This window comes from Synechococcus sp. PROS-7-1, assembly GCF_014279795.1.
In the GTDB taxonomy this organism is placed as follows: Bacteria; Cyanobacteriota; Cyanobacteriia; order PCC-6307; family Cyanobiaceae; genus Synechococcus_C.
Window position 1 is genome coordinate 337,118 of record NZ_CP047945.1, and the last position, 11,876, is coordinate 348,993.

General features: G+C 63.2%; 11 protein-coding genes and 1 tRNA gene. 4 read left to right on the forward strand and 8 right to left on the reverse strand.

The genetic code is table 11. The features are described 5' to 3' along the window. The first annotated feature begins 48 nt into the window (after positions 1–48). Positions 49–1,281, forward strand: a complete 1,233-nt coding sequence (locus tag SynPROS71_RS01595) for an MFS transporter (RefSeq protein ID WP_186596203.1) — start codon at positions 49–51, stop codon at positions 1,279–1,281. Here the strand turns inward: SynPROS71_RS01595 and SynPROS71_RS01600 are convergent. The 6 genes from SynPROS71_RS01600 to SynPROS71_RS01625 all read right to left on the reverse strand — a co-directional run bounded on the left by SynPROS71_RS01600 (position 1,208) and on the right by SynPROS71_RS01625 (position 8,230). Continuing rightward, positions 1,208–2,788, reverse strand: coding sequence for a BCCT family transporter (locus SynPROS71_RS01600; protein ID WP_186596204.1), 1,581 nt, complete (start codon positions 2,786–2,788; stop codon positions 1,208–1,210). The genes SynPROS71_RS01595 and SynPROS71_RS01600 overlap by 74 nt on opposite strands. A 35-nt stretch (positions 2,789–2,823) precedes the next feature. Further along, positions 2,824–3,996 carry an FAD-dependent oxidoreductase gene (locus SynPROS71_RS01605; protein ID WP_370586838.1) on the reverse strand — a complete coding sequence of 391 codons (1,173 nt, stop codon included), beginning with the start codon at positions 3,994–3,996 and terminating at the stop codon, positions 2,824–2,826. 11 nt (positions 3,997–4,007) lie between these two features. Continuing rightward, positions 4,008–5,063 carry a Glu/Leu/Phe/Val dehydrogenase dimerization domain-containing protein gene (locus SynPROS71_RS01610; protein WP_186596207.1) on the reverse strand — a complete coding sequence of 352 codons (1,056 nt, stop codon included), beginning with the start codon at positions 5,061–5,063 and terminating at the stop codon, positions 4,008–4,010. Further along, positions 5,063–6,100, reverse strand: a complete 1,038-nt coding sequence (locus tag SynPROS71_RS01615) for an SAM-dependent methyltransferase (RefSeq protein ID WP_186596208.1) — start codon at positions 6,098–6,100, stop codon at positions 5,063–5,065. Before SynPROS71_RS01615 ends, SynPROS71_RS01610 begins: the two co-directional genes overlap by 1 nt. A gap of 76 nt (positions 6,101–6,176) precedes the next feature. Then, on the reverse strand, positions 6,177–6,770 hold the full coding sequence (rdgB, locus tag SynPROS71_RS01620) for an RdgB/HAM1 family non-canonical purine NTP pyrophosphatase (RefSeq protein ID WP_186596209.1): 594 nt from the start codon (positions 6,768–6,770) through the stop codon (positions 6,177–6,179). After that, entirely contained in the window at positions 6,767–8,230 is a 1,464-nt protein-coding gene (locus SynPROS71_RS01625) for a phosphoglucomutase/phosphomannomutase family protein (RefSeq protein WP_186597807.1), read from the reverse strand. The genes rdgB and SynPROS71_RS01625 overlap by 4 nt, the downstream gene beginning before the upstream one ends. A 52-nt stretch (positions 8,231–8,282) precedes the next feature. Between SynPROS71_RS01625 and SynPROS71_RS01630 the strand changes: the two genes are divergently transcribed. Further along, on the forward strand, positions 8,283–9,761 hold the full coding sequence (locus SynPROS71_RS01630) for a TM0106 family RecB-like putative nuclease (RefSeq protein WP_186596210.1): 1,479 nt from the start codon (positions 8,283–8,285) through the stop codon (positions 9,759–9,761). Here SynPROS71_RS01630 and SynPROS71_RS01635 read toward each other — a convergent pair. Both SynPROS71_RS01635 and pyrE read right to left on the reverse strand, forming a co-directional pair. Further along, positions 9,758–10,630 (reverse strand): folate-binding protein YgfZ, encoded by an 873-nt coding sequence (locus SynPROS71_RS01635; RefSeq protein WP_186596211.1) that lies wholly within the window; start codon positions 10,628–10,630, stop codon positions 9,758–9,760. The two genes, SynPROS71_RS01630 and SynPROS71_RS01635, sit on opposite strands and share 4 nt — an antisense overlap. Continuing rightward, on the reverse strand, positions 10,627–11,208 hold the full coding sequence (pyrE, locus tag SynPROS71_RS01640) for an orotate phosphoribosyltransferase (RefSeq protein WP_186596212.1): 582 nt from the start codon (positions 11,206–11,208) through the stop codon (positions 10,627–10,629). The genes SynPROS71_RS01635 and pyrE overlap by 4 nt, the downstream gene beginning before the upstream one ends. A 59-nt stretch (positions 11,209–11,267) precedes the next feature. Between pyrE and SynPROS71_RS01645 the strand changes: the two genes are divergently transcribed. Together SynPROS71_RS01645 and SynPROS71_RS01650 are read left to right on the forward strand one after the other, a co-directional pair. Next, positions 11,268–11,789, forward strand: a complete 522-nt coding sequence (locus SynPROS71_RS01645) for a hypothetical protein (RefSeq protein WP_370586839.1) — start codon at positions 11,268–11,270, stop codon at positions 11,787–11,789. 12 nt (positions 11,790–11,801) lie between these two features. Beyond that, a tRNA-Ile gene (locus SynPROS71_RS01650) sits at positions 11,802–11,874 on the forward strand. Positions 11,875–11,876: the final 2 nt, after the last annotated feature.

The window sequence follows — 11,876 nt, forward strand, 5'->3', positions numbered from 1 at the left end:
CACAACCCGATGATCACTTCAAACTGAGGTCGTTGCTGCTCGCTGGCTGTGCGTGATCGCCTGCTCTGGCTGTTCAGTCTTCTCTTTGTTCTCTGGCTGGTCTGGGTGGAGACCGGCTTTCAGTACTACGAACGGGCGCTCGGTTCGGAGCTGCTTGTCCGGCCAGCGGGTCTGGCGCTGATTGCAGGGAGCTTTCTGGTGCCCTACGGGCTTGTGCAGGTTCCCGTGGGGCGACTGATCGATCGCGGGCGGGTTGAGCTCTGGCTGCTTCTTGCTGCGTTGGTCGCTGCGAGCTGCAGCGTGGTGTTTGCTCGCAGTGAAACCCTGATGGGGTTGTTGCTCTCCCGCATCGGCACTGGCATGGCCTGTGCCGTTGCATTCCCGGCATCGGCGGTCCTGGCGCGACGCACCCTGCCGACCCATCGCTTTGCGTTGGCGATGGGATGTACCGATGCTCTGGTGGGTTTGGGGGCTGCGCTCGCTGCGGTGGTTCCCCTGCTTCTGGGTCGCTCAGCCTGGCGGGGTTTGGTGCTGCTGCAGGGCCTTTCGCTGCTGCTGGTGGTGGCCTTGCCCGTGTTGCTCTTGAGCGTGTCGAGGCATGCGCGGGTCAGGGCGGATCGGCTGCCGATCGTCGCTTCTCCGGTGGACGTGCCGCGTTGGAGCCGGGGGGGAGTGCTGCGACTGATTCAGTGCTGCCTGCTGTATGCCTGGGGGCTGGGATTTGTGTTCGGGATGGCCCAGTACGGCCTTCTCTCCACCCTGAAGGGATGGCCCAGCCCCTTGATGGAAGGACTCACCCTCACCATGTCGATCGGTTTGATGGTGGGCATGGTCGGCAGTGGGGCGCTTGGTGGTCGGCCCCAGCGACGGGGCCGTGTGCTGCTGCTGGGGACCCTCATCACGCTGTTGTCCCTGCTTCTCCTGCTGACATCCTGGATTCCCCAACCTCTGCTGCAATTGCCTGCGCTCACATTCGGCATCGGCATGGGTTCGGCAGTCTTGGCCTTTCCGATTGCGGAGGCCTCGGCCCCTCTCGGGCAGACGGCGATGACCGTTTCGATCGTCAATACCTGCGGAACCCTGATGGGCGGAGTGATGAGCGTGGTGTCAGGCTTGATCCTGCAGGCTTCGCCAAGCGGTGATCTGTCGCTGGTGCTGGTGATCTACGGCGCGTTAGCCCTGTTCGGGGTGGTGATGGCGGGGTGGATCAGCTTGAACCCGGAGCTTGTTGACGCTGCTGCCATTCCTTCCAGGCCAGACGCGGTGCAGTCCAGAGAGTGATCAACACCAAAGGCGTGACCGGAACGGCTGAAATCACAATGAAGGCCTGCAGAGCATTAATCGACGTGCTGTCTCCCAGGCTGGTGCCGATGCGCAGCAGTACCAGGGTGAGGCTGCCAATCATCAGAGCCCAGAACAGGCGCAGAAGTGCGGGTGGCTTTCGCTGGGCACTCACCACCATGGCGGCGGCGTAGCTCATCGAGTCGGCGCTGGTGGCCATGAACAGCACCACCAGAATCAAGCCAACAGGAATCAGCAGCCAGGGGAGTGGGAGCTGGCCAAGGATGGCGAGCAGAGCGCCCGCTTCGCCACTGGCAGCAAGAGGTCCACTGATGGCTCCTGGATTGCTCAGCTCCAGTTGCATGCCCGTGCCCCCCAGCAGGGTGAACCAAAGATTGGTCACGATTGGGCAGAGGATTGCCACGGCCAGCACCAGTTCGCGCAGGGTTCGGCCCCGGCTAACCCCTGCGGTGAACAGCCCCATCAAGGGGGCGTATCCCAGAAACCAGCCCCAGTAGAACACCGTCCAGGCATTGACCCAGTTGTCGGGTCCACGGTTGGGAGCCAGAGCCATCGGCACCAAGTTGCTCACGTAGAGCGTGAAGGAACTGGCGAAGTGTTGAATCAGCCAAAGCCTTGGCCCCAGCAGAAGCAAGGCCGCGGCGAGGCCGAGCGTGAGCCAAACGTTCACTTCCGACAGCCACTTGATGCCCCGTTGAATCCCACTCACCGTGGAGGTGGCGAACACGGCGGTGAGCAGGACCACCACCAGCGACTGCAGGCCCGCGCTATCGCTGAGGCCTGGGAGCATGCCCGCGGCATTGCTGAGCTGCAGTGATAAGAAGCCGAGCGGCCCCACCGTGCCGGCAATGGCTGCCACCACAGACAGTCCGTCGGCGAGGTCTCCAAGCGGACCTTCGACCCATCGATGGGGAAGCAGTCCCACCAGAAGGGTGCGAGGCCGCAGCGGTTCACCGCGTTGTTCCTGGATTGAGAGGGTGATCGTGACCGTGGTGGCCACCAGTGCCCATGCCAGAAATCCCCAGTGCAGGAAGCTCACGGCTAAAGAGGGATCGACGGCTGCGGCTGTGGAGCCTTCAACGTTGCTGAAGTAAGGCGCCGGAGTGCGGAAGTGGAACAGCGGTTCAGCCGCTGACCAGAACACCCCGCCACCGGCCAGCAGCGTGCAGATCAGCACGGCGCACCAGTCAAAGAATTTCAGGCTTGGTTTGGCGTCGACGCCTCCCAAACGCAGGCGGCCCACTGGACTGATCGCCATCACCACGGCGATCACGAACAGCAACAGCACCATCCACTGCCACAAGCCGCCCAGGGATCCACTGACAATGGCCTTACCGGAGCTGGTGAATTGCTGGGCCAGTGCGAGGTCAACGGCCGCCAGCACCAGAAAGGCCAGCAGCGGGCCAGCACCGATCCAGAGGGGCGGGCGACGCCACCAGGGCCCTGCTGAAACAGGTCCGTCGCCGAGGTTGGTTTGATCGCTCACGAAAACGCTTTAACGAAGAATTGACAGGTCGCGCTTCAGGCGCGCACGGCCTCGCGCTGGTGACTCCAGCAGGAGAGATCCACGGCCGGTGATTCTCCACAGGCCAATCGGGCGAGGGAATCGCCGACGAGCGGAGCAAATTTGAACGCCTGGCCTGAGCCCCCGGCAAACAGGCTGAGCTTTGGCGTGAGGCGATCAAGAACGAAGTTCACATCGCTCGTCATGGAGTACGGGCTCATCACCGTCTCCACCCGTTGCTGCACTCCGTCGAGTTCGTTGAACAGGAAGGTGTCGAGAAGTTCGACCAGTCGAGCCGGGGCTTCACTGCACATGGCATTCGGTTCAGCAACCCGCAGCTCCTTGGGAGCCCAGTCGATACCGGCCTTGATGCGCGGCCGTCCTTCCGCCGTGTGGCTGAGTACAGGGAATCCGTAGTACAGGCCGCCATCGTCGCCGCGTTCCCGTTGGAAGCAGAACCATTGCGGATAGCGATCCGCCAGGGAGGGGGCAACGGTGTAATGCGCCCACAACATGGGCCAGATCTCGAGCTTTGGAGACAGACCCAGAGGGGCCAGCAACAGATCGCTCCAGATGCCGCAAGCCACCACCACCTGATCGGCGGCGATGTGATGACCGTCGACCAATGTGACGCCGCCGCCGTCGGCATCAACACCCTTCACTGGAGTGTCTTCCAGAAGGCGATGACCCGCCTGTTCCGCTGTGCGCCGCCAGTGGGCGATCACCTTGTCGCTGCGTACCGCTCCGGCGGTGGGTTCGAATAAACCTGTGAAGTCGGGCTTGGGTTTGAGCGGAAAGCGTTCGGCGATCTCCTTTGCGCTCAGAGCCTCGTAAGGAATGTTCTGTTCATCCATCACCCGCCGGGCGCCAGGGATGGACCCTTCGATGGTTTCTTCGTCCCAGCTTTCGCCGTAGAACAGCAATCCGTGGGTTTCCCGCAGGGGCTCTCCGGCGTGCTTCTCTTCCTCTCGCCAGAGCCGATTGGCTTCCTGGGCCAGGCGGCAGAGCACCGGGTCGGAATACATTTCCCGGAACATGCGGGTTTCGCCGAAGCTGCTGGCCCGTGCATGGGCCAGGGTCTTCGCTTCCAGTAGCACCACATCACGCACTCCTCGCCGAGCCAGAGCGGCTGCACAGCTCAGACCGGCCATACCGCCACCGACGATCACGACCTCGGCTTGGACAGGCATTGGTGGTTGGCTCATGCCGCGTCTCCGAAACTCAGGCCGATCGGATCATGTTCCGGTTCTGCAGCCACTTCCACCAGGGCAGCCCCCACCGACAAGCCCTGATCACGCTGATTGAGATAGTTGGCGGCGCGTTGGCGCACTTCCTGGCGAACGAAGGCATAGACATCGTTCGCACCTGCTCCTTCCCAGGCGTCCGGTGAAAAGCGTTCGATCGAATCGGCAATCACGGCGCCGGCATTGACCAGCGGGTCGGGAAGCACCCGAATGCTGCGACGGCGCAGCTCGTCCGCGATCTGGGGTTGCTGGAAGGGGGCATTCGCTGCCGGTACCACCGCAGCAACCTTCAGGGCAGAGGCCATGTCTGCGTTAATCAGCCCGGAGATGGAGCATGGGATCAGCAAATCCACCTTGATCTCCCACCACGGGCAGTTGCTTGGCAGGGGTGTGGCTCCAGGGAAACTCGCGCGCGATCGGTCGAGATCGGCGGTGAACACGGTCCAACCGTGTTGGACCAGCACGCGGGCGACTGTGCCCCCCACGGCGCCGCAGCCATGGACAAGAGCGCGGCCAGGGGTGGCCTGACTGAGCTCAGCGTCCAACACGGCTTCAACGGCGCCCAAGGTTCCGTGGGCTGTGGCGGCACTGGCGTCCACCGGACTTCCCACAGCAGCCAGCACATGGGGGGTGAGCGCCGTCAGGCGCTCCATGTCTTCCAGGCTGGTGTTCAGATCACAGCCAGTGATCATGGCGCCATCGAGAGATTCGAGTAGGCCGGCGGTGACGTGGATCAGTTCGTCCTTGACAGCCGCCGGTTCAGCGGCGCGCGCCACGATCTTGCCTCCGGCGAACCCCGTTCCGTAGAGGTCATGCTTGTGCGTCATCAGTCCAGCCAGACGTTCTCCGTCGGCGATGCACGCCTCGTCGCTTGGATAGTTGAGTAAACGCAGTCCGCCATTGGCGGGGCGAGCGGCGTCGGTGTTCTCAGCGACAACAAACACGGACAGATGATCGGACACGTGCTCAGCAAGCACCGACACGGTCGGCTTGGTTCGGGTGGTGGTTGTCATCAGGCCACTTTCTCCATCATCTGGTGGTGTTCGACGTAATCAAGGCTCCACTCGCTCGGCGCATCGGCGATGCGTTGCTGGAGGCGCTCATAGACCAGGTCAGCAGCTTTGTCGCCCGCAGCACTGGCGAAGCTGTGTCGACTCCAGCTGCGGATCGTGGCCATCAGGCCCGCCGCGAAGGTGGCTGTGTCGCCATCCTCGTTCCAGCGCCTGCGGTAAGGGCACTTCACGTACACCGTGCGTTCATCCACCAGACGCAGACCGTTGCTGTACGGCGCTGATGATTCATCTTTCAGCGGCGCCATGAATTCGTCAGGAGATTTGTAGAAGTTGAGCACCGTGCCATTGCGGTACTGCTCTTCACTGATCACTCCTTCGTCGGCCAATCCACGCCAAATCTGATGCAATTGGTCGTGCACATTGCGTGTCTCGCCGCCGTTGTGTCCGAGATAGCGGCCTTCGTTGTCCCGTGACAGGTTCACGGTCAACAGACGACCACCCACGATCAGCTCACGGCTGCGCAGTTCGAGCACGTAGGTCCAGTCCTTAAGAGCCTGGGCGGTGAAGCGCTGCAGAGCATCGGCGTCGCCCGAGGCCAGCACATGCGTATGGGTATTGAGGGGGCCGGGCGACTGGCTCAGCCAATGCATGGCTGTCGCAGAAAAGCCGAAGCTGATGGTGTTGGGGCCAACAGAGGGCTCGTAAAAACTGCGGGCACTCACCAGAACGGTGGGCTTGGGCTCCCTGGGAATCTGCAGAGCCAGGTTTTCGGCCAGGGCCACGTTGTCGTTGCTTGGCAGGTCGTTGCCGATCAGCGTGAGGTGAGCCTGCGGTTGATTGCCGTGCAGGCGATCGAGGATCTGGTTCCAGAGCCCTACGGCGGTACCTCCATCGGCTGCTCCGTAATCGATCAGCACGTGGCTGTCAGATAAAGGAAGTTGATCTACACAAGTCAGGGCCCAGTCCGAGGCGGCTTCGATGCAGAGGAGAGCGCCTTCGGTCTGCGCGCTGTAACCCGTGGTCATGGCAATGGCCATAGACCTCGTCAGCGACAGCGTTCACGGTACAGGAGTCATCTGTCAGGACTTCGTGACATAGGTCACCACGGTAGCCTCAGGCCTTGAAGAGGAGTTGCCGGAGCTGGGGTTCCAGCAGGGCGAAGGCCCGGCCCCGGTGGCCTTGCGCTTTCTTCTCGGGTGTGGACATTTCGGCGAAGGTGCGTGCGGTGTCATCCACCTCGAAGATCGGGTCATACCCGAAGCCCCCCTCGCCTCTGGGGCTTCGGGTGATCTGTCCTTCGCAGCGTCCCTGCACCTCCAGCAGCACGCCATCGCCAGGTGCCGCCAGACATAAGGCGGCACAAAAATGCGCGCTTCGGTTGTCCTGATCTTTTAGAGCCTCGAGCAGTCGGCTGATGCGTTCCGGGTCGGTTGGGGCATAGCGGGCGGAATGCACCCCAGGGGCTCCGTTGAGAGCGTCAACGCTCAAGCCAGAGTCGTCCGCGAGGGCCCAGGACTCGGTGGCGTTGGCGACGGCTAAGGCTTTCAAGCGGGCATTGGCCGCGAATGTCTGCCCCGTTTCCTCCACCTCCAGCCCCTCCGGTTGGGCGGTGATTCGAAGCGGAAGACTGCTCAGAAGGTGTTCGAACTCTCGGATCTTGCCGCGATTGCCACTGGCGATCACCAACGTTCGCGGGGACGGACTCATGCTGCCTCCGCGAAGCTGCGGGCCCAGGCGAGCACTTCGGCTACACGCCCAGCGTCTGGCGCCTCGCAGTAGAGGCGCAACAGCGGTTCGGTTCCAGAGAAACGGAGCATTAGCCAATGGCTTGGGCCGAGTCGCAGTTTCACCCCATCGGTGGTGATCACCTCCTGAACGGCAACACCAGCCACCGTCTGCGGTGGCTGGTCCCCAAGCAGTGCCTCGAGGCGGCGGCGCGAGGCCATATCGGGCAGGCGCAGGTCGAGGCGGTCGTAATGGCCGGCACCTCCGCAACGATCCCGCAATGCCTCGAGGCGTTTCCCCAGAGGCTTGCCGCCCTCCACAAGAGCCTCAAGAACCAACATCGCTGCGAACAGGGCGTCCCGTTCCGGTAGGTGCATGCCGAAGCCGACGCCGCCGGATTCCTCGCCGCCGATCAAGACATCTCCGCTCAACATCTCGGCAGCGATGTACTTGAAGCCCACGGGCAGTTCGAGCACGGTTCGACCGAGATCCTCGGCAACCAGGCGCATCAGGTCAGAGCCGCTCACGGTCTTCACAACAGTGCCCGGCAGCTTTCTGGACCCTGCCAGATGGTCGATCAGAAGAGGCATTAACTGCTGGGTGCTGCAGAAACAACCGGTTTCATCAACGGCCGCGATCCTGTCACCATCGCCATCGAACACCAGGCCGACGGCGGGCTCACCTGCCTGCGTGGAGGCCTGCACGGCGGCGATCAACTGTTCCAGATGGGGGGCCAGAGGTTCCGGCGGGCATCCTCCGAAGAGGGGATCGCGGACACTGCGAATTTCGGAGACGATTCCTTTCGCCTCTGCACCAAGGAGGTCCTGCACACAGCCGGCGGCGGAGCCGTGCATTGGATCCACGATCACCTTCAGGCCCATGGATCTCAGGCCCTGAGTGATAGCGCTCAAATCAAGCTTGTTGCGCAGGCCCTGGAGATGCTCGTCCCGAGCATCAAAACGGGGCAGGTCACCAGCGACAGGAACGGTGATTCCCCCTGCGGCCAGCCGCTGTTCCACCGCAGCCGTGAATTCACCCTCCACGGAGCCGCCGAAGGGCCCTTTGATCTTCAGGCCCAACCATTCCGGTGGGTTGTGACTGGCGGTGATCACGAGGGCGCCGAGGGCTTGGCGCTGCACCACAGCCCAGCTGCAGGCGGGAGTGGGCACCGGTGCGGTCGTAAGCAAGGGATCCAATCCGGCCCCGCGGACGGCCGCGGCGATCGCTTCGGCCAGCTCAGGAGCCAGAAAACGCCGGTCATAACCGATCACGACCGTGCGGCTTTTAAGGCTCTCAGGTGCCTGATAGGCCAGTTCCCGGGCGGCTGCCGCCGCGACCGGCAGCAGCCGCTCCACGGTGATGTCCACCCCGAGAATTCCGCGCCACCCATCGGTTCCGAAACGGATTGGTGCTGCCGTCAAGGGAAGAGGAGCCGACGCCATAGGAAGCCTGCAATGCACTGGATCTAGCAGCCGGCCGCCGTAACGTCGGCCCATGGGTGACACCCGCTCTGCTGACAAGCCGCTCACAGACCGTCTGCTGCGCAGCTGGACGCGCTGTCGCCGACGTGCCTGGCTGGATCGCCATGGAGATAACCAGTTGAGGCTTTACACGGCCCACAGGACGCTTCAGCTCGATGATCAGCAGCGCAGTTTTGTGGCTCTTCTGGCCAAGAAACCTGGTCATGGACTGCAGGCCTGTGAACAGGGAGAAAGTGGCGTGGTGGGATTGCGGCTGCGCTCCACCACCCGGGATGGTTTCCCTGTTGAGGCTCACCCTGCTCTTCTTCAGCGTCGAGAGGGGGCTAGCCGTTGGGGACGTTTTGTCTACCGACCTGTTCTGGCACGGCAGGGGCGACGGCTGACGCGTGAACACAGGCTGCAACTGGCTCTGGCCGGGCGTCTGCTCGAACGCCTCCAGCAGGCGCCTGTCATCGATGGCCTTGCTCTGGCTGGCTCCGGCCGACGCCTCGAGCGGGAAACCGTGCCGCTTGGCGGCGGACTTCAGCATCAACTTGATGAGTCTCTCTCCAAGCTCGCGGCAGATCTGAGTCGCCCCACTCCGCCGGCTCTGGCGGCGGACCGACGCAAATGCACGTTGTGCTCATGGCGTGGCGTGTGCAATGCCGACGCTGCTCGTGAAGGCCATCTCAGTGAAGTGAGCGGCATCGGTGCCAAACGCCGAGAGATGCTGATGGAGCTCGGCATTGATGGCCTGGCGGCTCTGGCCGACGCCGATCCGGAGCGGTTGGCGCTGCAGCTCGAGCGATTTGGTGAGCAGCATGGTGCTGTGGCGGCACCTCTGGTGGCTCAGGCACGGGCCCAACGCGATGGATGTGCAGAGCCACTGGCTGCACCACCAGCCCTTCCGGAACTGGCTGAAGCGCCTGGGGTGCTGTTGTATGACATTGAATCCGATCCCGATGCCCGCGACGATTTCCTGCATGGATTCGTGCGCTTGCCAAGAGGGCTTGATGGTCGCTGGGATCTCTCACTGGCGACCTATCAGCCTTTGCTGGCGCTGCAGGAGCATGGGGAGGGGGCTTGTTGGACGCGTCTCCAGCGGATGCTGGGGCGTTACCCCGATTGGCCCGTGCTCCATTACGGAGAAACCGAATCCCTGGCGCTGCGTCGTATGGCCCAGCGTCAGGGGATTGGGGATGCGGAGCTGATGGCGTTGCGACGTCGGCTGGTGGATGTTCACGAGAGATTGCGCCGTCATTGGCGCCTGCCGCTGAACAGCTACGGGCTCAAGACCGTGGCCGACTGGCTCGGCTTCCGCTGGGGACAGGCTGGAGTGGATGGTGCCAGGGCACTGCTTTGGTGGCGGCAGTGGCGGGGAACCGGCCTGGGGGACCGGGGCCACGTGCAGGCTTTGCGCTGGATTTTTGCCTACAACCGGGATGACGGCCTGGCGACCTGGGCGGTGGCCGCCTGGCTGTTGGCGCAAGACGAAACGAAGCGGAAGGGTTAACCCCCGCTTGGTGGTTCTTGAAAGGCTCCGGGGCGCTGCACGGTCACCGTCAATGGATGGGGCCGGGACTCCGTGGATTCGGTGTGCAGGGATGTGGCCTCGAGTGCTTGGCGGCGGATTAGAGCTAAGCCATGCCGAGGTTCGCTCCCGTCGGGATCAGCAACGCTGGTGATGCGTCCGGCGCGTTCACCGTTCAGGGTCAGCCCATCCCCTGGCTTGAGCTCTGCGGCCTCTGGATCGGCGCATTGCCAGCAGCGCAACTGCTGTTTCACTGCACCGCGAGATCCCAGTTTGGCCAGGGTTTCTTGGCCCAGATAGCACCCCTTCTCGAGGTTCACCCACCCCGCCAGGCCCAGCTCAAAAGGATTGGTGTCGCCATTGATCTCTTCGGCGCCGAGGGGCCAGCCTTGCCAAAGCCGCCAGCGCTCAAGGTCGGCCGCGCTGCACGCTCGCATTCGACCCCACGGCGGAGGAGGGACGGCGGCGTCATCGAGCCACAGCACGGTCTCCACACCTGCTATCTGGTCGCTGTTCAGGTGCTGCAGGCGCCGTTGTTGTCGCGGCGCACCAAGCCTGACGCGGTCCGCTGGGAAGATCACCCGATCCAGGCCTATGGCTAGCTGGTCAGCGTCGCCGTTGAGCACCAGCACATCGGCGCCTTGATCGTCGAGGCGGAGCTCCAGCAGCGCCTGCACCCGGCCCGTGGCATTCAGCCAGCACGCTTGAATCAATTGCCCTGAGGGTGTTCCCTCCACCTTGGCGCTCGTTTGGCCGTTCAGGAATCTTGCGCAGCCCGAACCCTCGAGTCGGACGACATCAAAGTGTGAGTCCCAGAGGAGGGCTTGTGGTTTCGATCCATCCATCGTCAAGCCGTTAGCTCCTTGGCGCGGGTTGCCACCTGGTCCAGTTTGAACAGGCTGACCAGCTCGAGATCGGCCGCGGCCATCGCGGCGTTGCCCCCTTCCTCACGATCCACAATCGTCACAACCCGGCCCACGCTGTACCCCGCCTCACGGAGCTGCTGCACGGCTTTGATTGATGAGCCACCGGTGGTGACGACATCTTCCAGCACCGTGACGCGGGCGCCTGGTGCGGGCAAAGGCCCCTCGAGCCAGGCCCCAGTGCCATGGCCCTTCGCCTGTTTACGCACGATCAGGGCATCGAGTGCACGACCTTGCTGCGCGGCCGCCATCGCCACACCGCTCACCAAGGGATCAGCACCGAGGGTGAGTCCCCCCACGGCCACGGCCTCCACGTCCACCAGCGCGAGCATCGCCGGACTCAGCAGGGCCAGGCCGCTGCCACTGAGAGCGACGGGCTTGCAGTTCACGTAATGGTTGCTGCTGCGGCCAGAGGCCAGGGTGAAGTCTCCAAACCGATAGGCCTCCCGCGCCAGGCGGTCGAGAAGAACATCGCGATCCATGGATGGGTCGGAACGATCGGTCATGGGGGGCTGGTGCACGGCGAATCCTCTGCCTAGTTTGCGCGCAGAGTTGCCTTCGTTCTGTGGCCAGGCGTCGCCCCAGCCCCTTGCTTCTGTTCATTCCTCTGGCCCTGTGTCCCAAAGGACTGGCCAGGCCGATGGTCTGCACCACCACATTGGAAGCACCTGCAGGGATCTCGGCTCCGGCTGAAGGCGTCGCCCAGCCTGTGGAGGTGACCCGCTGTGCTCCTGTGGAGACCACCGAAGCCCTGATCGAGCGTCGTTTTTACACCTGGACGTCGTCCTATGCCCGAGGGGTCGATCTTCTCCACCAGGTCACTGATTTGTTCGGAATCGCCCTGGCTGGGTCCGATGGCCAACGATTGATGGGTCTGGGATTCCCCGATCAGACCATCATCTGGGACGGATCCGCTCTGCAGAACACCACCCGGATCCTGCTTGAAGAGCAGAGCGCACCGATTCCCTGGCGCACGGTTGATTTGTCCAATGGATTTGGCAGCAGCCTGGCTGAGGAGATGCAGCAGCCCGAGCCCGTAGTCCAGCCGTCACCAGACCCCTTTCCTGCTGTTCGGGCTCTGTGGTAAGACCTCGGTTGCGGGGGTCTAGCAATCTGGTGAATGCAGCGAACTCATAATTCGCCTAAGGCGAGTTCGATCCTCGCGACCCCCATC

What these genes read in the sequence shown, in the direction of transcription:
- SynPROS71_RS01605 (WP_370586838.1), bottom strand. Translation starts at nt 3,996, where the DNA reads ATGCCTGTCCAAGCCGAGGTCGTGATCGTCGGTGGCGGTATGGCCGGT.
- SynPROS71_RS01625 (WP_186597807.1), bottom strand. Translation starts at nt 8,230, where the DNA reads ATGGCGTCGGCTCCTCTTCCCTTGACGGCAGCACCAATCCGTTTCGGA.
- pyrE (WP_186596212.1), bottom strand. Translation starts at nt 11,208, where the DNA reads ATGACCGATCGTTCCGACCCATCCATGGATCGCGATGTTCTTCTCGAC.
- rdgB (WP_186596209.1), bottom strand. Translation starts at nt 6,770, where the DNA reads ATGAGTCCGTCCCCGCGAACGTTGGTGATCGCCAGTGGCAATCGCGGC.
- SynPROS71_RS01610 (WP_186596207.1), bottom strand. Translation starts at nt 5,063, where the DNA reads ATGACAACCACCACCCGAACCAAGCCGACCGTGTCGGTGCTTGCTGAG.
- SynPROS71_RS01615 (WP_186596208.1), bottom strand. Translation starts at nt 6,100, where the DNA reads ATGGCCATTGCCATGACCACGGGTTACAGCGCGCAGACCGAAGGCGCT.
- SynPROS71_RS01630 (WP_186596210.1), top strand. Translation starts at nt 8,283, where the DNA reads ATGGGTGACACCCGCTCTGCTGACAAGCCGCTCACAGACCGTCTGCTG.